This is a genomic window from Emticicia sp. 21SJ11W-3 (assembly GCF_024138715.1).
Taxonomy (GTDB): domain Bacteria; phylum Bacteroidota; class Bacteroidia; order Cytophagales; family Spirosomataceae; genus Emticicia; species Emticicia fluvialis.
On record NZ_CP092074.1, the window covers coordinates 2,258,794 to 2,278,991 of the forward strand.

General features: G+C 42.1%; 16 protein-coding genes. 5 read left to right on the forward strand and 11 right to left on the reverse strand.

The features are described 5' to 3' along the window. The first annotated feature begins 18 nt into the window (after positions 1–18). A complete protein-coding gene (locus MB380_RS09560; protein WP_253534933.1) occupies positions 19–324 on the forward strand; it encodes a phosphoribosylpyrophosphate synthetase in 306 nt (101 codons plus the stop codon). Continuing rightward, a complete protein-coding gene (gene hisD, locus MB380_RS09565) occupies positions 325–1,593 on the forward strand; it encodes a histidinol dehydrogenase (protein WP_253534935.1) in 1,269 nt (422 codons plus the stop codon). A 114-nt stretch (positions 1,594–1,707) separates the two neighbouring features. Here the strand turns inward: hisD and MB380_RS09570 are convergent, their stop codons facing one another. The 5 genes from MB380_RS09570 to MB380_RS09590 all read right to left on the reverse strand — a co-directional run bounded on the left by MB380_RS09570 (position 1,708) and on the right by MB380_RS09590 (position 9,129). Continuing rightward, positions 1,708–3,465, reverse strand: a complete 1,758-nt coding sequence (locus MB380_RS09570; protein ID WP_253534938.1) for a glycoside hydrolase family 9 protein — start codon at positions 3,463–3,465, stop codon at positions 1,708–1,710. A gap of 85 nt (positions 3,466–3,550) precedes the next feature. Beyond that, on the reverse strand, positions 3,551–3,958 hold the full coding sequence (locus MB380_RS09575) for a Dabb family protein (RefSeq protein ID WP_253534941.1): 408 nt from the start codon (positions 3,956–3,958) through the stop codon (positions 3,551–3,553). 202 nt (positions 3,959–4,160) lie between these two features. Next, positions 4,161–6,041, reverse strand: a complete 1,881-nt coding sequence (locus MB380_RS09580) for a glycoside hydrolase family 44 protein (protein WP_253534944.1) — start codon at positions 6,039–6,041, stop codon at positions 4,161–4,163. A gap of 127 nt (positions 6,042–6,168) precedes the next feature. Further along, positions 6,169–7,161, reverse strand: coding sequence for an L-glyceraldehyde 3-phosphate reductase (gene mgrA / locus MB380_RS09585; protein ID WP_253534947.1), 993 nt, complete (start codon positions 7,159–7,161; stop codon positions 6,169–6,171). Positions 7,162–7,170: 9 nt separating this feature from the next. Next, a complete protein-coding gene (locus MB380_RS09590; protein WP_253534949.1) occupies positions 7,171–9,129 on the reverse strand; it encodes a sialate O-acetylesterase in 1,959 nt (652 codons plus the stop codon). Between the two features lie 363 nt (positions 9,130–9,492). Between MB380_RS09590 and MB380_RS09595 the strand changes: the two genes are divergently transcribed. Then, on the forward strand, positions 9,493–9,957 hold the full coding sequence (locus MB380_RS09595) for an SRPBCC family protein (RefSeq protein ID WP_253534952.1): 465 nt from the start codon (positions 9,493–9,495) through the stop codon (positions 9,955–9,957). A 77-nt stretch (positions 9,958–10,034) separates the two neighbouring features. On the opposite strand, the gene MB380_RS09600 is transcribed toward MB380_RS09595, so the two are convergent. The 5 genes from MB380_RS09600 to MB380_RS09620 form a co-directional block, all read right to left on the reverse strand. After that, positions 10,035–11,387 carry a serine hydrolase gene (locus tag MB380_RS09600; protein WP_253534954.1) on the reverse strand — a complete coding sequence of 451 codons (1,353 nt, stop codon included), beginning with the start codon at positions 11,385–11,387 and terminating at the stop codon, positions 10,035–10,037. A 38-nt stretch (positions 11,388–11,425) separates the two neighbouring features. Then, a complete protein-coding gene (locus tag MB380_RS09605; protein ID WP_253534956.1) occupies positions 11,426–12,133 on the reverse strand; it encodes a LytTR family DNA-binding domain-containing protein in 708 nt (235 codons plus the stop codon). A 3-nt stretch (positions 12,134–12,136) separates the two neighbouring features. Continuing rightward, positions 12,137–13,681 (reverse strand): sensor histidine kinase, encoded by a 1,545-nt coding sequence (locus MB380_RS09610; RefSeq protein ID WP_253534958.1) that lies wholly within the window; start codon positions 13,679–13,681, stop codon positions 12,137–12,139. 131 nt (positions 13,682–13,812) lie between these two features. Next, positions 13,813–15,795 carry a S9 family peptidase gene (locus MB380_RS09615; protein ID WP_253534960.1) on the reverse strand — a complete coding sequence of 661 codons (1,983 nt, stop codon included), beginning with the start codon at positions 15,793–15,795 and terminating at the stop codon, positions 13,813–13,815. 99 nt (positions 15,796–15,894) lie between these two features. Beyond that, positions 15,895–16,749, reverse strand: a complete 855-nt coding sequence (locus MB380_RS09620; protein WP_253534963.1) for an AraC family transcriptional regulator — start codon at positions 16,747–16,749, stop codon at positions 15,895–15,897. Positions 16,750–17,025: 276 nt separating this feature from the next. Here MB380_RS09620 and MB380_RS09625 point away from each other — a divergent pair, with 276 nt between their 5' ends. After that, complete coding sequence (locus MB380_RS09625; protein ID WP_253534964.1) at positions 17,026–18,027, forward strand: phytanoyl-CoA dioxygenase family protein; 1,002 nt, start codon at positions 17,026–17,028, stop codon at positions 18,025–18,027. 2 nt (positions 18,028–18,029) lie between these two features. Next, positions 18,030–18,851 carry an aldo/keto reductase gene (locus MB380_RS09630; protein WP_253534967.1) on the forward strand — a complete coding sequence of 274 codons (822 nt, stop codon included), beginning with the start codon at positions 18,030–18,032 and terminating at the stop codon, positions 18,849–18,851. 116 nt (positions 18,852–18,967) lie between these two features. Here MB380_RS09630 and MB380_RS09635 read toward each other — a convergent pair whose 3' ends face one another. Beyond that, a complete protein-coding gene (locus MB380_RS09635; protein WP_253534969.1) occupies positions 18,968–20,119 on the reverse strand; it encodes a LacI family DNA-binding transcriptional regulator in 1,152 nt (383 codons plus the stop codon). Positions 20,120–20,198: the final 79 nt, after the last annotated feature.

A 20,198-nucleotide genomic window follows, 5' to 3' on the forward strand; every position in this document is an offset into this window, starting at 1 on the left:
TACATTTTCTTAATAGCCATGACCACCTACGATACCTCTGCCGATGCTATAAATGCTTTAACAGCGAATGGCTATGTGCATAATTTTAATCTGAAAAACGAAGCAATGTATTGTCATACCCACGACACGCACCTGCCACCGGATGATTTTCAGATAGATGAGGTACATCGTTTTGAGGGCGAAACTGACCTTGAAGATGAGTTGGTGGTGTATGCCATTTCTTCGCCATCTACGGGTTTAAAAGGAGTTTTAGTGAATGCTTATGGCGTATATGCTGAGGGAATCTCGGCAGAATTGGTAGAAAAACTGAAAATTATCAGATAAATGAAAATAGTTTCTTTTCCTCCACGAGCTGAGTGGAAACAGTTGCTGGCACGCCCCGTGCAGGAAATGGCAGATATTGAGCAAAAAGTACAACCAATTTTAGCCAAAGTAAAAAAAGAAGGAGATATTGCCTTGCGTGAATTTGCTTTGAAATTCGATAAGATTGAATTAGGTGCCATACAAGTACCACAATCGGAAATTGATGCTGCCGGCGAGCATCTTTCAGAAGAGCTGAAAGCGGCTATTCATCAGGCATATCATAATATTTATACGTTTCATGCTGCACAAAAGCAAGAACCACAGGTAATTGAAACCATGCCGGGTATAAAGTGCTGGAGAAAAAACGTGGGTATACAAAAAGTCGGGTTTTATATTCCGGGGGGTACTGCCCCACTTTTTTCAACAGTATTGATGTTGGGTGTACCGGCACAAATTGCCGGTTGTCAGGAGGTGATCCTCTGTTCGCCAAGTAACCATCCGGCTATTTACTATGCAGCTAAACTGGTAGGTGTAACAAAGGTTTTCAGGGTAGGAGGGGCACAGGCCATTGCGGCTATGGCCTATGGTACTGAAACTATTCCGCAGGTATTTAAGATTTTCGGCCCGGGTAACCAGTATGTAACGGCTGCTAAACAATTATTGAGCAAAGAGGGCGTAGCCATCGATATGCCCGCAGGACCATCAGAAGTGGCTGTTTTTGCCGATGATTCAGCTATTTCGTCTTTCGTAGCTTCTGACCTGCTTTCGCAGGCTGAACATGGAGCCGATAGCCAGGTATTACTGGTAACAACCAGCAAGAAACTGGTTTCGGCTGTTAATCTGGCTGTATCTGGTCAATTAAACCGCCTGCCCAGAAAAGAACTGGCTGCACAGGCTATAGAGAATTCAAAGATAATTCTGCTTGAAAATGAAGCTGATTGCATTGAGTTGCTGAATGATTATGCACCTGAACACCTGATATTATCGGTTGAGAATTATTCTGATGTGGCAGAGCAGATAGTCAATGCAGGCTCGGTATTTTTAGGTAATTATACCCCCGAATCTTGCGGTGATTACGCATCAGGTACTAACCATACCCTGCCAACCAATGGCTATGCACGTGCTTACAGTGGCGTATCTTTAGATAGTTTTGTAAAGAAAATTACTTTTCAGGAAATATCAGAAACCGGCATCAGAAACATCAGCAAAACTGTAGAACTAATGGCAGAGGCTGAGTCGCTGGAAGCCCATAAACGAGCCGTTAGCCTGAGAGTAGAAAGTCTGGGCTGATTGTAAAGCGCTTTTATATAATCATAGAAAAATCCAGTCCTGCCAGAACTGGATTTTTTTATGCCTTCGGGCAAGCCCCGCAACACGTTAAGGCGTCAGTATTTTGCTGCCCGTTCAGAACTGCTTTTGCAGGGCCTCTATTGCCGCTGCCAGATAAACCATCGGGGCATTCCAGTTGATGGCAATTTCGTTTGATGCATAAGAGCACTCATCATCTGTAAATGACTCGTCAGCAAACAAAGAAGTATAAGAGGCGCATTTATCTTGTCTGCCAACATTAGGCCCGCCAGATAGCAAACCCGGCACCGGTTGTGGAATGCCGTCGGCTACTGATGGCCTGTGGTGTGCGTGCATAACCTGCTTTGAGCCATAACCGGTAAGAAAAGAATATCCGGTTGCATTTCTTCCAAACAAATAATCCAGATTATATAAGGCCGCTTCAAGGTACCTCTTGTCAGAGGTAATTTTGTAGGCTTGCAAAAGTGCAATTCCCTGATTGGCCGCATGAGAACTACTACCCCACATGTAATCCTGGGCGCTTTTGCCCATTACAGTGTTAAAGGCCTGTTTGTCAGAACCGTCTAACAGTTTGTCGGCAAAGGTTTTCAGCAACTCTTTTACTTTAGGCAAAGCAGCCAAAGCTTTAGGTGTAAGCGTTTTCTCCGACCTCACTAAACTGTAATACCCCAGCATTCTGACCTGATTCCACGAGGGTAATTGTAAAGGGGTTTCAGGGAACAGATTGTTTACGTCGGCATAGTTATCATCTTTAGTGCTTATCCAGAGTTCTATTGCTGCCCAAATCCACTCATCAGTTGCGTTTCTGTCGCCATATTCACCGGTTACAATATCGGGGTCAAACTGTTTATTGATTTCATTTTGCCTGTAGAACGCATTTTGGTTGGCCCTGGCCCATGCCCAGGCTTTGGTAGCGGCTGTTAGGCATGAGTCTGCAAGGCTGGGTAACTGCTTCTGATAGTCTTTCAATATCCGGCTGGCTTGTGCCATCACGGCTACGAAATCTAACGAGGCTGTAATGCTTTTTTGTACCACATAGCGTGGCTTTGTGGCTTTGTCTGGCATTATCATTCCGTCGAACGAAGGGTTGGTCAGCTTATGATAAACACCGCCGTCGGCTGGGTCTTGCATAGTTAGCATCCATCTTAAATTATAAAGTGCCTCGTCCAGTAAATCTGGCATGGCATTCTTGCTTTCAGGAATATTGGCCTTGAAGGTCTTAAAGTATACCGGATGGTCTTCATACAATGAAAACAGCGTAGCCATTGTTATGCCCGAGTTTACAATATATTTGTTGTAGTCTCCGGCATCGTACCAACCGCCAGGCGAAGAAATTACTGAATTTTCAGGCCTATCTGTTGAAACCGCCGAGGCATGTATCAATACTTTGTCATCCGGATGCCCGGCGCTTCTGTGCCATTTGCCTGCATATTTTTCAGGCAGCTCAGTAGATGCCCTCTGGTAATAAAAGCCTTTCAGCGAAGCAATGGCAGCACTACGATGTACATCGTTTTTGATTTCGAAAGGATATGAAATCCCTTTTTCTCCGATACTTACATAGTAAACGCCTGTCTTCTGGAAGGCAGAAAAATCGGCAATCTGAGTGGTTTTCTGAGAAATACTGTTAGTTCTTTGCTCAGACAGCTTCCCTCTGTAAACCACATCTTTTTTGTTTGGTGCCAGTATACTAAAATCACTTTGTTTTTCGCCTACCCAAACAGCCATTTTAGGTGCTTTTGGATAAAAACCCAGTTGATTAAGCCTTATGTTTTCTGTTTGTGCAGCGGCATCGGTCATCCTGCCAATGGCGACAAGAAACAGTACAATTAAATACAGGTTGAATATACGTTTCATAAGATACAGGTTTTTTAAAAATTAAGCCACACTCATTGTTAAAACAGAAAGTGTGGCTTTTTAAATATTATTGGCATAGAGATAATTATCTTTTGGGCCCTACTGAATCATAAACATTCACTTTTTCCCATAGATGTGAGTATTCTTCTACAAATTTTAAGTGGATCGGATGTTTCTGGTATATTTCTTCTTCTTCAAGGCTATCAAAAAAGCATAGCCATGAAACAGAGTAGTCGCGTATAATTACACTGCGGTTGGTTGTTGCAGGAGAGCCGATATGTGCCATTCTGATGGTTGGAACTTTTGAGAGTTTCTCCAGTCCTTCCAGTAATTTAGTTTTGTCGGCTTCGCTATTCGGGTTCTTCAGGTAAAAAAACACATGATGCACAAACAATTCTTTAGCAGTTTTTGCCTCAGCGGGTGATGTTAACCCTGCGGCTCCAACAGTTAACGCAGCATTTTTTACGAAATTACGACGGGAAATTCCATTCATTCTCTTTGGGTTGTTTAAATGTATAACCGATACTGACGGTCTGCTTACAAAAACTAATGCTAATAAAAGAATTAAATGTCAGAATGACAATTAATTCTTTTATTATTTTTCTACTGACTATTTAATTGAATCAACTATTGAAATCACCAGCATTTATCAAAAGATTACTTTTTTTGAACAAATTCTTTAATGCCAAAAAGAGTCATTCAATCATAATTTTTCTTACAATGGCGCCTTCGTTGTTGGTTAATCTCACAAAATAAGTTGCCGCAGGTAAAAAATGCTTTATTGCAACCTTACGGCTCTCTTTGCTGATTGTTTCCTGATAAATCACTTTTCCTTGTACATTTGTTATTTCTAATTCTTCAAATGCCCCGGTTTCCCATTCAATAAATACTTTTTCTGATGATGGATTCGGGAAAACCTTCACATTAACCCCCTGATTTATTTCAGTACCCAATAAATTAATCTGGCCAATATGGCCTGCCAATTGTAATGAAGTAACCGACATAGGTGGTAAGTTAAGGGCCAGTGTATTGCCTGCAACATCAATGTCGCTTTCTGTTAAAGCGTTTTTTGTATGAGAAAAAAAAGTCTCGGTGACGGGTAATGATTTAAGGCTCATCGCCTTAGCTTTGGTACTGCTGACAATGAAATTATCAAAGCTGATTGTTGCAGGTTGGCTGTTGGCCGCGCTACGGTTCACCAGAACCACAGTCATAGAATCTTTGGCCGCATTGATACTCGGGTAAGCCGATACCAGTATTTCGTTAGATGTTTCTGCGTTAATGTAATATGATTTGTTAAATCTGCTGAAAAGGTGCAGGGTTTCCCACATACCGGGCTTCCATTGCCAGGGTGTAAGAATCTCTACGCCATTTTTCATAAACTCTCCTATAGTTGAAGCATACCAAACTGCGGTTACGTTTGCATTTTCGCTTTCAATACCTGCTTCAGTCAGGCCCAGCGTTACTCCATGATACGCGCCCATATATTGAGCGAGCCAGTCGTTTATTCTACCAAAAATATATTCTTTGTTCTGGCTGTTGTCCCAGTTGCCATTTACGTTCTTAACACCATTTGCGCCCGGAAAAGCATAATTTCGATCGAAAAACACCCTATGCAGTTGTACAATTTCATCAGCTATTTTTGTAGACGGGTAAAAGTGTATGTCCAGTACATCCAGTAATTTCACACCGCTTGCTTTTTGCTCTTCTGCTACTCTTTTAATGAAGTACTCCAGCCACGGAAATTTGCGTCCCTCGTAGTTAATACCAGCGGGCCAGTTGTACCACTGCCACTCATTGGCAGTTACCGGCCCAACCAGTTTAATTTCAGGAAACTTCGCCCGGGCTTTTTTTGCAACGGCAAAATACTTCTGCATAAACTCCTCAGCCAATGGCTGTGTCGGCATTACGTCATCATGTGTGCCGCTCCAAATTTCAGGTTCATTATCCATGTTCCAATAGATAATCTTGCTTTTGCTAAGGCCTAAACCATTGTTACCAAACCAATGGTCAAGAATACCGATGGTTGAGTCAGCCGGCCATTTTTCAAGATATAGGCTGGGGTCTCCGTCTGTTTTTGCTTTATTTCCGGTTGGGCTTAGTATACCATTGCCGGCCAGATTCTGGGTTACACCTTCCCACCAGGCCGATTGGTTATAGACCCAGTCATTAAAATTAAAGGCATTGGTTTTGGCTGCCCGGCCTATAAGCTGAAAAGCCCACATACCTTGTGCGTAAGGCACATGCTTTTGCAGGTTCTTTGCGGCGTTATCCCAGTTGTTTACATATACATTATTGTACCAGTCCGGGTGGCTCGATAATTTCCTGCGCCAGTTGTATTTGGTGCTGTTGTTGCCTGTACTTTCTCTGAAAAACTGTACACCGGCTTCTTTTACCCGTATCAGGTCTTCGGCAGAAATTTGCTCATTGGGGTTGGTAGAGGCAAAAGAGTTATTGCGCCCGTAAAGATAAGGTGATACAGGCTTCAGGTTTTTTGCCGGGTTTATTCTGATACTGACCTGAGCCAAAGCAACCTGATATATGAAGAGTATAACTACAGCCAATAGTCTTTTCATAGGGTTTAAAGAAAGGAAGAATCAAAGCAATTAAAACAAAAACAGGTCTTTTATTTTTTAAACTGCAATGCTACCGGCACCCATAAATTAGGCCATAATCAGTGCCGGTAGTATTAAAGGCTAGATTTTAACCTTTTAAAATCAATTCAATCTGTTTGAGTTCCTGATGGGTGAAATCAGTATTGTTCAGGCATTTGAGAGCGTCTTCCAGCTGAGATACCCTGCTGGCGCCTATCAGAACTGAGGTAACCCGGTTGTCTTTTAACACCCATGCCAGCGCCATTTGAGCCAGTGTTTGGCCACGCCCAATGGCGAGGCTATTTAATTGCTGTATTTTGAAGACTGCATTTTCGGTTACCTGGTTTTCCTGAAGATGCCCGTGTTGTTTGGCAGCCCTTGAGTCTGCCGGAATCCCCCTCAGGTATTTATCAGTCAGAAGTCCCTGCGCCAAAGGCGAAAACGGAATACAACCAACGCCATGCACCTCAAGGGCATCAAGAAGGCTGTCTTCAACCCAGCGCTCAAACATTGAATATTTGGGCTGATGTATCAGGCAGGGTGTACCCAACTGTTGAAGAATGTTGAAGGCCTTAACGGCATCCGGAGTTTTATAATTGGATATGCCGACATAAAAGGCTTTACCCTGACGGACAATTAAATCAAGGGCACTCATTGTTTCTTCAAGCGGCGTTTGCGGGTCTGGTCTGTGATGATAAAATATATCTACGTAGTCAATACCCATGCGTTTCAGGCTTTGGTCTATGCTTGCTGTCAGGTACTTTTTTGAACCCCAGTCTCCATACGGGCCAGGCCACATCGGGTATCCGGCCTTAGATGAAATAATGAGTTCGTCCCGATACGGTGCAAAATCTTTTTTCAGCAGTAAGCCGAAATTTTCTTCTGCCGAGCCAGGCGGCGGCCCGTAATTGTTTGCTAAGTCAAAATGGGTGATGCCGTTATCAAACGCAGCCCTGAGTATGGCCCGGTAATTGTCAAACACATCTACCCCTCCGAAATTATGCCATAAACCCAACGACACGGCCGGCAGTCTGAGTCCGCTTTTACCGCATTGGCGGTAGGTCATTTGCCCGTATCGGTTATTATTTGCTGAATACCCCATGTTTTAGCTTTATTCAAATTTACCGTTAATGGTTATACCTTTCCAGTCGTCAGTTCTGAACGGGCTTGCGGGTAATCCATCTGCATTAAATAAGTTGGCATCTTCTGGCGCATCTGCCCAGGCATACCTAACAGCAACAGGTTTTAATCCTTTCGGATGAAACACCACTACTTTATCACCCACTATGTCTGCTTTGGCAAAATAAAACACCTTATCGTCTCCGGCTATTTCAAAACCTTTCAGGTAACCGAATTTGTCTTTGGCAGTTAAACCTTTGCCTATATATTTAAACGCCAAAGTGGCTTTACCTTTCTCAAATTTTACGGATTCGTACATCGGGCCTGAATGCAGCAACTCTTGTCCGTAATCAAATTTCAGCGCATTCAGGGCAAGCCTGTGGCCTACGTCCTGTTTGTTGGTGGGATGAATATCTTTCGGGTTGCCTACATCTGTAGAAACTGCCATTCCGGTTTTCGGCAGGCTCAAGGTCATGGTTTGTGCTTCGCGCAGCTCACCCCAGTTACTGCCCTGATTACTGTTCTGGTATCCACCATAACTAGACAATTGTACAAAATAAAAAGAGAACTCATCATTCCATTGTTTGCGCCAGTCGTTTATCATCAAAGGAAAACTCTTGCGATATTGGTAGGCACGTCCGACATTGCTTTCTCCCTGATACCACAGTGCACCACGAATCGCAAAAGGTACCAAAGGGGCTATCATGGCATTATAAATAGTGGTGCCTACATTGTTACTCGAGTGCAGGTACTCATGCTTATCAGCAAATGACGGCAGGATTCTCCATTCATAGGCCAGGCTGATTTTATCAGTTCCGGCACTCAGGTATAAATCTTCATTACTGCCCATTATGCCTAATCCGTACCATGAGGGGTCAGCCATTTTACCAAATTTTATGGTTAGGCGGTTGTTGCCTGCTTTCCAGGTATTGGCAGGAACAATAATTTTACGGTTTCCTTTCAGAATACCTTTAAATAGCAGCTGGCCATTTACATAAATTTCATTTGGGCTGTCCTGAATACCCAGCCCAAGGGTGGTTTCTTTGCCGGCCATGTCGGCAGGTACATTTACATTACGGGCCATGAAGCCATTCCCTCTGAACATCCACACGCCTTTCCAATCCCATTGGCCAAGCGGGCTACCTGCATTAAGCCATTTAGAAATGTCATAGTTTTCTTCCAGATATTTCTTTTCATAAGCCGCATCGGGGTTTATATCTGCACTGCCTAGTAGTGCTTTTCTGGTTTTGGCATCATGAATGGCATCTGCCGCCTCCCAATTGTCGGGCAGTTTTTGGGCATAAGTTTTCAGTTCATTGTCTGTCAGCATCGCCTCTTTGCTTATCCAGCCTTCAATCTGCGAGCCTCCCCACGATGAATGCAGTAAACCAACCGGGATATTCAGTTTTTTGTATAAGTCGCGGGCAAAAAAGAACCCTACCGCCGTAAAATTGCCAAATGTTTCTGGTGTGCAAACAACCCATTCGCCAGTTTTCAGATTTGTTTGTGGGGTCATGGTAACTTCATGGTCCACATAAAAATGTCTTATCTGCGGATAGTTAGCATCATTCTTTTCGTTCATATAGTTGTCGGCCTGTATTACTCTCCATTCCATGTTCGATTGTCCTGAACAAAGCCAGACTTCACCAATCAGAATGTCTTTTACGGTTAGATTACCTGATTGCGCCGATACACTTAATTGATGAGGCCCGCCTGCTTCCAGCGGGTTCAGTTTTACAAGCCATTTGCCCGAGGCATCTGCCTGAGCTGACTGTGTTTGGTTAGCCAGGGTTACTTTTACGGTTTCATTTGGGTTTGCCCATCCCCAAAACGGAATAGGCTTTTGGCGTTGCAGCACTACGTGGTCAGAGAATAGCCTGGCCAGTTTTAATTGAGCAAATGCAGTGGCGTTGAGCGTAAGCAGCAGCAGAACCGACAGGAATCGTTTCATATAAAAAATATTATAATTGGTTGAATAATGAATTAGATACAATGATAAGCAAAGTTTTATGAAAAACGCTCCTTTTCGGGAGTTCCCGGCTTAACATTAATACTGGTTTAATTTTATTGATTGAAATAGTAGCGATTAACGGATTGACTATTAATAAAACCGGTTACAATTGTTGTTTAATTTTCTTTTAAAAAACAGAGTTTGTGGCAAAATGAGAAGGAAAAGAAGGTAGTTGTGAAGTTCATTTCAGGCTTTGTATTCATCTTTTTTTGCCGTGGGTATTAATAATATAATTAAAAGACACCAAAAAATATTAAAACATTTAATAGAAGCCATTGGTTAAATAAAAAAACTGCCTTTTAAATGCACAGCCTGTATAAAACTCAAAAACTACCCATAGATATAGTAACCGCCTGGAAGTTCCTGTCGGTTCCTGAAAATCTTAAAACTATTACGCCCTCCTATATGGGCTTCGAAATGACCTCCAGACATCATGGAAACGTTATGTATGCAGGTCAGATAATTACGTACCTGGTAAAACCTGTGATGGGGATACCTCTGAAATGGTGTACTGAAATTACCCATGTTCATGAGCCGCACTATTTTGTTGATGAGCAACGCATGGGGCCTTATCAATTCTGGCATCATCAGCATAAGTTAAAGGAAATCAAAAATGGTGTTTTAATGGAAGACATCATTCATTACAAACTTCCTTTGGGTTTTCTGGGTAATATTGCCAACAGCATCATGGTCAGCGGGCAATTAGAAGAAATCTTTGAATACAGACAAAAGAAGTTAATCGAGCTCTTTGGCGATTATAAAGAATAAGCCGCTGGTATAGGAGTTAATATAATCAGCGCTGGCCATTTTGTTAAAGCCAGCGCTGATTTTTTGTTTATTAATGGTTAGCGTATCCTGTGTCCGGTTCTGATAATGCCACCAATATCCAATTTTAGTTTATTGTATTTTCCGGTTTCATCTTTTGCAAAAGATATCTCTACGGCTTCCTGCTCAATATCGAAAAAGTTGGTTTCGTCTGCTGCCGCCAGAACTGACCTGGGCCCATTAACAGGGTAGGCAATTAATATACCATTTTCTATCCTGAAATCAATGACCAGTTTCTGTTGCTCAACCTCAAAGGAACCTGCGTATTGAGCTAATATATCGGTCGATAATTTTACTACATGCTTAACTTTTGGTAGTTTGTACGGCTGGTTAAACAAAACAGCCAGAATATTTCTGGTTATGATACTCATTCCGGGGGTTTCGGTATTGTTCAGCAGAATAATGCAAACATCATCTTCTACAATTCTGGCAAAGTTACTTCTATAACCCGGTATGCCTCCGCTATGAGATACTACGCGCTTACTAAAAACTGAATCAATTATCCAGCCGTATCCATAATTCTGCTTTACTGGTGTATAGGCTTTGGCTGACGTCTGGATTTTAATAATCTGATTTTGCTGTAAAGCCTTATGCCATTTGTATAAATCCTGAACGGAAGAATAAATCGCTCCTGCCGCAAATACAACCGACGAATCATACAGTGGAGCCAGCTTGTTATAGTCTTTTCCGGAGTCTGAGTAATAACCCAACGCTATCTTATCTTCCGGCTGGCTAACAAAATCAAACCCACTGTTTACCATACCTGCCGGTGTGAAAAGGTATTTTCTTACTGCTTTTTCATAAGACATGCCACTTACTTTTTCAATAATGTATCCTAAAAGGATGTAACCTGAGTTGCTGTAATTCCAGCCCTTACCAGGTCGGAAATCAAGCGGTTGGTCTTTAAATAAAGATAACATTCTTTCCTGGCTTGCGTGCCTGGTTGCTTCTTTAAACATAAAGTCGCTGTTGTTGGTGTAGTTATAAATGCCCGCCGTATGGCTTAGTAGTTGTTCAATGCTTATGCTATCTCCCAGCGGATAATCAGTATAATATTTACTCAGTTTGTCTTGTAACGATAATTGTTTCATTTCAGCCAGCTTTAGTATTAAAGTGGCTGTAAAGGTTTTGGTTACAGAGGCAATGGGGTAGAGGGTAGCAGTATTGTTATTTAGTTTTTTTTGCAGGTTCTGAAACCCATATCCTTTTTCTAATAATATTTTACCCTTTTTAGCCACCAGAACGGACCCGTTAAACTCGCGGTTTTGGGTATATGCGCTCATCAGTTCATCCAGCTTTTGCGAGGTACTTTGGGCGATAATTGTATTTGATAGGCTTACCAAAAGGCAAAGCGCTGCCATTATCTTTCTCATAAGATAAAAATTTAATGCGTAATAATGATAATTGAGATTTATGCTTTAGCGTGCGCCAGAATAAACTTCTCTAATTCATTGCTGTATGCTGCGCCGATAGGTAATTCTTTGGTTCCAATCCAGACACACCTTTTGTCTGTCTTAATGATTTTTTTGCGCGCCACAATAAATGATCGGTGAATACGGATGAACGCCTTGGCCGGCAATAGCAATTCGGCCTCTGTCATGGTAAGTCTTGAAATGACAGTTTGTTTGTCTGTAACAAATTTTATGTAGTTACCCGTGCTTTCGGCATAGAGTAAATCTGCCAGGTCTACCCTAATCTGTTCATATCCGCTTTTAATAAATATGGCCGGAAGCGCAACTTCATTATACTGCCGGTTGTTCCGCACCTCATATAGCTCATTGGCTTTGGTACAGGCTTGTAAGAAACGGGCAAATGAAAACGGTTTCAGCAGGTAATCAATGGCGTTTAGTTCAAAGCTTTGCACGGCGTGTTCGCTGTAGGCGGTGGTGAATATCACAAATGGGTTGTGCGGCAAAGCCTTTACCAATTCAATGCCAGAAATACCCGGCATTTTTATATCCAGAAACAACAAATCAATTTTTTGAGTCTGCATCAATGATATTGCCTCAGCAGCCTTGGTAAAACCGGCCGACAAATTAACAAAGCTGATTTGAGCTGCCAGATTTTTAATAATTTCCAGCGCTATGGGTTCGTCATCAATGGCAATGGCGTTCAGCATAATTTATTGATTCGGATGGATGATTAATACGACTTTGAACTCATTTCCGTCAGACTCGATTTGAAGTTCATGTTTGTTTTCGTAAAACAAATGTAATCTTTCCCGCACATTTACCAAGCCAATACCCGAGTGTTCCTTTTCAGGGTCATTGTCAGCGGCAGTATGAATGCTATTCCGTACTTCAAACCTGATACTATGGTCGTCACAATTCAGTCTGATTTTTATCCAGGATGGTTCATAGAGGTGAACCCCATGTTTAAATGCGTTTTCAACAAGCGGAATCAGCAACATAGGGGCAATTACATGGTTACAGCCTTGCTCTGCAATGTTTTCTTCAATAGTAATACTCGGGCTGGTCTGTATACGCAGTTTTTGTAAACTGATGTAGTTTTTCAGATAGTTGATTTCGCTACTCATAGGTATAAAATCCAGGTGGTTTTCGTGCAGCATAAAGCGCATCATGTCTCCGAGTTTTTGTATGCCCTCGGCTGTTCGTTTTGAACCGTCTATCAGAGCAGTACCATACAAGGTATTAAGGGCATTGAACAAAAAGTGCGGATTTATCTGCGAACGCAAGAACTGTAAATCAGCCTTCGATTTCACCAACGCTTTTTCGGTGCCTCTTAATTGCAGCAACTTGTCTTTTTGCATTGTATAAATCAGCCAGCTAATAGGTGTTACCATCAATAATTGGGCTATCCATGAGGTGATGAAAAGTGGCAATGGAGCAAACCGCCGGAATAGAAGCAAACACAAAAAAGTATAAAATAATGAGAACGCAATGGTTAGCACAATGGTGCGGATATTCAGCAAGGGCTTTGAGTCTGACAACGGAAAAATCAAGAAAATATTAGTCAGCGAAACAAAGAGAGCAGGCGTAATAATTGAGAAATAGATAATAAAAAAAATCTGGTTATCTCCACTAATAAATGTTAAAGTAAAAAACGGTATAATCAGATAAACTACAATCGCTAAAGCTATTTGATTGGCAACCAAAATGCGGTACTCTTTCTTTGCTGATTTTTGAATGAGCAGAATCAGGTATTCTCTGAGGCAGGCAAAAATCAGATAAAGGCTGATAAAGACAAAAGCTCTCTGAAAACCAAAAAAGATATCGGTAAGCGGAGCATCATTATACCCGAACAAAGCAAGAAACTGATACCCTTTATAGCTAAAAAGGTAAGGATGCGCAAAATAGGTAGCTACATTCGCATTAAGTGCCAGTAAAAATGTTACTGTAATTATAAATGCCCCGAGCCAGAAATACTGTAAATTGCTTTTATTGCGGGTAATGAGTAGTTGAGGAATACTGAACAGATGCAGGCTTAAATACAATATATAGAAAAAAATGATGCTGCCTATGCGGGGAGATAACACATTGGTGAAATAATGGAACGACAATCCATTGGCTGTAAATATTTTTTGGTAATTTTCATAAATAGCATCATTACTGATGTTAAAAGCCTCCCATAAATAGTTGGCGAGCGTAATACCTGCCAGCAAGGTAACTAATGTTAATTCGTAACTTCTGATTCTGTTTTTCATCATCTTGTATTTTTCTGACAAGATTACGGATTCTTCAGGTACATTTCCAGCAAATGTGACAAAGCCTTAAAAACAGTGATAGAAATAAAAAAGCGGCTTTCTTTTGGATGAAAGCCGCTGCCTAAACCTATAAGTTATTTTTTTAGATACTTGTCAAACCAGTTGATATAACGTTCGAACCGGTCTTTCTGAAAGGCCGGATTGGTTATGCCATGAAACTGACCCGGATAAATTATGAGTTCTGTCGGGATGCCCAATGATTTAAACGCCTGATACATTTGCTCGCTTCCAACCGAAGGTACGTTGAAATCGCTTTCGCCCACCATAAATTGCGTTGGCGTTTTAATGCGGTCTGCCTTTAGAAACGGATAACTCAATGCCACATATTTATCAAAGTTTTTCCATGGCGAGCCCAATTCGTTTTCATATTGAAGAATGTATTGGTCGACACCATATAAAGACGATATCATGGCCACACCCGCACCGCTAGATGCCGCTTTGAAACGGGTATCCGTTGCAATGGTATAATTTGTAAGTATACCTCCGTAGCTCCAGCCACCTATGCCCAGTCTGGTCGGGTCGGCTATGCCGTTTTGTACTACGAAGTCTGCGGCACCCAATATGTCAATTACTTCTTTGTTGCCCCAGTCAGCCCAGATGGCCTTGCAAAAATCAAGACCTCTGCCTGTTGAGCCTCTGTAATTAACGGCCACAACGGCATAACCTGCGGCGGCCAGCATCTGGCGGCCCAGGTCGAAACTATACTCATCCTGTGCTACTGGTCCGCCATGGATAAAGAATATAGTTGGGAGTTTATCTGACTTACCAGCATTGGCAGGGCGATAAAGTATATTAGACACCAGCGTGCCATCTTTGCTTTTTGAAGTGAAGCCTTCTACTGTTGCCAAAGATACCTTAGATAAAAAGTTTTCCTGATGCGTGGTTAGTTTTCGTAAATTATTGTTTTCAAGTACATAAATTTCTGATGGTGTTTGCGGGTCGCTCATGGTAGTCAGAAAACTGCCTGATGGGTGTCTTTCCAATCCTCCAAAGCTTCGGTTACCACCCATTACTTTGGTCATTTTGCCATCTGTTGCATTAAATTGTGCCACGTAGCGAATGCGGTCGTCGGCTACTAAGGCATAAATACTATTGCCATCTTTGGCCCAACGCAAAGTGCTTACGGGTCTGTCTAAAGATTGGCTCAATAATTTAGGGTCTCCACCATCTTTTGAAACAACGCATAATATGGATTGGTCGTACATGATGTAGTTTTCGCTTGATGTACTTCTCAAATAGGCTATCTGTTTACCGTCGGGGCTCCATTCAAAACCAGAATCCCGGCCAGGCCATTTAGTAATTTGTTTTATCTGAGCATTGGGTCTGGCATCAACCACCCAAATATCCGCATTAGAGTTTCTGTCGGGGTCATCTGTCCGGTTACTGCTAAACGCAATCTGGCTTCCATCCGGCGACCACTTCGGGTTGGTTTCATCAAAATTGCCTTTAGTAAGAGTATCCAGTTTTTTGGTAGCTATATCATATAAATACAGGTGAACAGGCGCTTTGGTGAGATAACCTTCTACATCCTGCTTAAAATGGAATCGGTCTACTACGATGGGTTTCGGAGTTTTAACCTTTGCGGTATCGGCAGGGGTTTTAATAGCCAGCACCATTTTTTTACTGTCCGGCGACCACGCGTAGTCTGTCAAAGAACCTTTTTTCAAATCTGTCAGTTGCCGGGCTTCGCCACCTCTTCTGTCCATCAGCCATATCTGGCTGCTTGTAAGCCCATTTCTCGACGATACGAATGATAAGAATCTGCCATCAGGGCTCCATCTGCCCTGCGACTCCCCATCGGGTGTATGTGTTAGCTGTATGGTTTCTTTTCCGTCCCACGATACCATCCAGATATCGGCATTGCGTTTATTTTTGGTCGAATCCACAGCAGACAAGGTATAAGCAACCCACTTGCCTTCGGGCGAAATCTGTGGGTCGCCCAGTGTTTGAATTAGGTAAACATCAGATGGCTTCAGTGTTCTTTTGGCGGGTGTCTGGGCAAAACCAATCGTTTTAAATAAAAGTAGAAGCGCCAGAAAAGGCAAAGTCTTTTTCATGGATAGACAGTATTGTTTAGTGCTTTAGTTTGAGAAAATCAAATTTAAAGTGCCGTAGCTGATTTTGAAAGTATAAACGTATTTAATATCATATAATTTCTACTTTGCGTTATGCAGAAATCGCTTTTTGAAGCCAAGTGGATTTTCGCCGGTAACCTTTTTAAAGGTTCGGTTAAAGTAAGACAAACTCTCAAAGCCGCATTCAAAGCAGGTTTCTGTTACGTTTTTATCCAGAAGCAGTAATTTCTGTGCCTGATTGATTCGGTAATGGTTGAGAAATTCAACGAAGGGCAGCCTGGTTAATTTTTTGAAATACCTGCAAAATGCCGATTTACTAAGGTTTGTCAGCGCGGCTACATCGTCAAGTTCAATTTTTTGCTGATAGTTTTCATCAATAAAATGGTAAATGCGTTTCAGCCTTTCCTGTTCTTTTTTATTGTGCTGGTTTTCTACAGGTTTGTTGTGCAGTAAATTCTTTTCAGTGCTATGGGCCAAGACCTGTAAAATGCTTAGTATTTCAAGAAACTGTTCAAAATGCCCCAGGTTTTTAAGATTCAGTAATCGTTCTCTTAATTGCTGCTTGGTTTCTTTGCCAAATGCCAGCCCATGTTTTGACTGCTCAAATAGTTGATACACTGCCGATAGCTCTGGTATATTGGCAAAGGCATTGCCCAGAAAATCCTGGCGTATCTGTACTACTACTTTTTCGCATTCGGTTTTTACGCCGTAGTCAAAGTTAAGATGAGGTATGTATGAACCTATAAAGACCAGGTCGCTTTCTTCGTATCTGCTAATGTGCTCGCCTACATGGCGTGTACCATTGGCACCCTCAATATAAACCAGTTCCAGTTCCGGATGAAAATGCCAGTAAAAGACGTCGTTCAGGCGAGGGTTAATAATTAACCTGAATGAGCTGTCTGAGTCGGGTGTAAATTCTTCAAAATGGAGCTTCATAGCGTAGGCCGGAGTGGTACTCCGGCAATTAGTTTACCAGAGTGTGTTCTGAAAAAACTCAGCGAATCTTCAGCACAGTTTTATTTAAAAAAAACAAAATGTTAGCAATTGAAAAGCGATTAAGTACAGTGATTATTGTCTGTTATTTTCAATGGTTGCCTAAATATATAAACAAAATGTCAATATTGTTCAAATAATGGTAATTATCGGAGTAGAAATGCACTTGCCTGGGTCTGTACATTTGTATCATTATTTCAACCAAAAATAGAACTAATTATGGAACCCGAACAAACCATGATACCAACGATGGCCCCCACCATGGCTCAGCCAATGCAAAACAATGCACATAAAGAAATACCGGGTAACCCCTCAACAGCTACCAGCAGCGCCATTAAACTTAACGACCGCTCTAACGGAAAACCATTAAGAGTGTTAAGCGAAGAAGACTGGGATTTCTGGATTAAAAATGGCTATATTGTTATTAAAAATGCCGTACCGCGCGAACAGGCTTTGGCAACCGCCGGTTTTATATGGGAATTTGAAGAAAAAGACCCCAATAACCCCAATACCTGGTATACCGCCCCGCGTGCCGATATGCAGATGAAAGAACTGATTGGCAGCGGAATGGTAGAGGTTTACAATAATCAGCACCTCTGGAATAACCGCCAGATGCAGAAGGTTTATGATGCCTTTGTTGATATTTGGGGCACCGAAAAACTATGGGTTACCATTGACAGAGCGAATCTCAATTTCCCGTTAAGGCCGCAAGATGAATTTAAGGGTTTTATACACTGGGACTACGACCCTGAAACCAAACCACAGAACGTGCAGGGGGTATTGGCATTGGCCGACCAGACCGATGAAAATATGGGTGGTTTTCAGTGTATTCCAGAACTTTTTCGTACTTATGATACATGGAAGCTAACGCAGCCGGAAGACCGGAACAGATTTAAACCAGATATTACAGGCTTTGAAGATAAGCTGGTAAAAGTAAAATTAGAAGCCGGCGATTTACTGATTTTCAACAGCAGCCAGCCGCACGGAATCAGACCCAACCGCTCAGCAGACAAAGTAAGAATAGCTCAGTATATTTCTATGATGCCCGCAGAAGAAGATAATGAGAGCCTGCGTCAATGGAGAATTAACTCATGGAAAAACCGTATTGCTCCGGAAGGTTATGCTTTCCCCGGCGACCCCCGGAAATGGGAACAAACAAAATATAGCGTGGCCGGGCTAAACGAATTAGGCGAAAAACTTTTAGGATTGAAAAACTGGTAAATATGCAAACGAAACAGTTAATGATAAGCCTCAGCAATGGTGTGCAAATGCCGCTGTTGGGGCTTGGTGTGTACGATATGTACAAAAAAGAAGCCGTTCAGGCAGTGCTTTATGCATTAGAAACCGGCTACAGGTTAATTGATACAGCAAGTATGTACAGAAACGAAACCGAAATTGGTAATGCGGTAAACCAAAGCGGCATAAACAGAAACGAACTGTTTATTACCACAAAAGTAAACAATGACGAGCAAGGCTATGAAAAAACCCTGCGTGCATTTGATGCCAGCCTCCAGAAAATGAACCTTGATTACGTTGATTTGTATATGGTGCACTGGCCAATAAAATTGACAAGAAAATTTACATGGAAAGCGCTTGAAAGGCTCTATCACGAGGGCCGTGTAAAAGCCATAGGTGTAGCGAATTACCTGATACCTTTCCTGGATGAACTATCCATTGAAGCTACTGTGATGCCTGCCGTGAATCAGGTCGAATTCAGCCCGTATCTGTTTCAGGAAGAACTGCTGAATTATTGCCGGGAAAAAAACATTCAGTTGCAGGCATATTCGCCATTGGTAAGAGGGCAGCGCATGAACGACCCCAAATTGCTGAGCGTAGCACAAAAATACAATAAAACACCTGCTCAGATTATCCTGCGCTGGGCAATGCAGCTTGGTATATCTACCATTCCTAAATCAGCCAACCCGGAGCGACTGAAAGAGAATTTTGATGTGTTTGACTTTGAAATCAACCAGGAAGACATCAGCTTTATTTGTAGTTTTAATGAAAACCTGAGAATTGTTGATGACCCGATGGCGCTCTTATAGGTTGACTTCAAAGTCTGAATTTGCGTTATTCGTCAATCAAACTTCCGGGCTAGGTATTTCATTTATTAAAAAGGATTGCGAGAGAACCACGTTTTTATAAAACCCTTGTTTACCGATCAGCGTCTGCGGGAGGACTTCCTGATTATCAGTTCTCCCTCTATGGTTCGGGTATAAGGTTCGAAATTATCTTTATTGATGATGTTGTCTATTAAAACACGTGCTGCGGTTTCGCCAATGCTGAATGGAAACTGCTGAAAGACCGTGAGCGATGGCTCTATTAACGAGGCTATCAGCTCATCTCCAAAAGCAACAACGCCCATTTCTTCAGGTATTTTTATGTTTCTCTTCTTTAGCTCCATAATGAGTTCTATTCCATTACCATAATGAACCGTAAAAACGCTGTCAGGTTTTTGTGGTAAGGCCAGCCAGTATTCTAGCGCTTTCAGAGACTCTTCGGTACTGAAATTGCTATAGAAGACTAGCTTTTCATCAAATTCTATTCCGTATTTCTGTAGTGCAGCCTTATATCCTTCTAATCTGTTTTTACTGATAAGTAAGTCGGCGGGTCCTGCCAGAACCGCAATTCTTTTATATCCTTGCTCAATCAGATGCCGGGTAAGTATAAAGCTGCCTTCATAGTCCTGCTGAACTACCTTTGCGGTATCAACCTCGTTACAAACCCGGTCGAAATGCACAATCGGAACCCCTTTTTTCAATTGCAGTTTAACGTGTTCAAATGAACTCGTCTCTTTTGAATGGCTTATCAGCAAGCCATCTACCCGGCTTGTAACCAATGCCTGCACATTCAGGGTTTCTGTATGATGTGATTCATTAGACTGGCAAATCATTACTCTGTAGCCGGCTTCTGTGGCTACTTTCTGAATGCCAGCCACTACTCCGGCAAAAAAAGGCCTTTGTATATCCGGAATAATCACACCTATGGTATGCGTTTCACCGCGATTGAGACTTTGTGCCAGAAAATTTGGGCGATAGTCCATTTCATTAGCAATCCTGAGTACCTCTCTTCTGGTGTTTTCATTGATTTCGGGGCTGTTATTCAATGCCCGCGATACCGTCGAAGCAGCTATACCAAGCACCTTGGCTATATCAATAATGGTTGTCTGGCGAGGTTTTTTGGCTTGCGCCTGATGGTCTGTTGCAACCGTAAAATACAGATCGCATGCTTTGCAATAGAGCCGCTGTTTCCCTCTGACGAATCCGGCCCTCACTATTTGGTCGGTATTACCACATTTTATGCAAGGTGTCATTCAAATTAGATTATTTCAATATTGGTTTCAGCCATTATTTTTAACAATGGGTTTTTAAACCGGGCTGGTTTTAAATGTA

What these genes read in the sequence shown, in the direction of transcription:
- MB380_RS09570 (WP_253534938.1), bottom strand. Translation starts at nt 3,465, where the DNA reads ATGAAACGTATATTCAACCTGTATTTAATTGTACTGTTTCTTGTCGCC.
- MB380_RS09580 (WP_253534944.1), bottom strand. Translation starts at nt 6,041, where the DNA reads ATGAAAAGACTATTGGCTGTAGTTATACTCTTCATATATCAGGTTGCT.
- MB380_RS09590 (WP_253534949.1), bottom strand. Translation starts at nt 9,129, where the DNA reads ATGAAACGATTCCTGTCGGTTCTGCTGCTGCTTACGCTCAACGCCACT.
- MB380_RS09635 (WP_253534969.1), bottom strand. Translation starts at nt 20,119, where the DNA reads ATGACACCTTGCATAAAATGTGGTAATACCGACCAAATAGTGAGGGCC.
- MB380_RS09600 (WP_253534954.1), bottom strand. Translation starts at nt 11,387, where the DNA reads ATGAGAAAGATAATGGCAGCGCTTTGCCTTTTGGTAAGCCTATCAAAT.
- MB380_RS09560 (WP_253534933.1), top strand. Translation starts at nt 19, where the DNA reads ATGACCACCTACGATACCTCTGCCGATGCTATAAATGCTTTAACAGCG.
- MB380_RS09595 (WP_253534952.1), top strand. Translation starts at nt 9,493, where the DNA reads ATGCACAGCCTGTATAAAACTCAAAAACTACCCATAGATATAGTAACC.
- hisD (WP_253534935.1), top strand. Translation starts at nt 325, where the DNA reads ATGAAAATAGTTTCTTTTCCTCCACGAGCTGAGTGGAAACAGTTGCTG.
- MB380_RS09625 (WP_253534964.1), top strand. Translation starts at nt 17,026, where the DNA reads ATGGAACCCGAACAAACCATGATACCAACGATGGCCCCCACCATGGCT.
- MB380_RS09615 (WP_253534960.1), bottom strand. Translation starts at nt 15,795, where the DNA reads ATGAAAAAGACTTTGCCTTTTCTGGCGCTTCTACTTTTATTTAAAACG.
- mgrA (WP_253534947.1), bottom strand. Translation starts at nt 7,161, where the DNA reads ATGGGGTATTCAGCAAATAATAACCGATACGGGCAAATGACCTACCGC.
- MB380_RS09575 (WP_253534941.1), bottom strand. Translation starts at nt 3,958, where the DNA reads ATGAATGGAATTTCCCGTCGTAATTTCGTAAAAAATGCTGCGTTAACT.
- MB380_RS09620 (WP_253534963.1), bottom strand. Translation starts at nt 16,749, where the DNA reads ATGAAGCTCCATTTTGAAGAATTTACACCCGACTCAGACAGCTCATTC.
- MB380_RS09605 (WP_253534956.1), bottom strand. Translation starts at nt 12,133, where the DNA reads ATGCTGAACGCCATTGCCATTGATGACGAACCCATAGCGCTGGAAATT.
- MB380_RS09630 (WP_253534967.1), top strand. Translation starts at nt 18,030, where the DNA reads ATGCAAACGAAACAGTTAATGATAAGCCTCAGCAATGGTGTGCAAATG.
- MB380_RS09610 (WP_253534958.1), bottom strand. Translation starts at nt 13,681, where the DNA reads ATGATGAAAAACAGAATCAGAAGTTACGAATTAACATTAGTTACCTTG.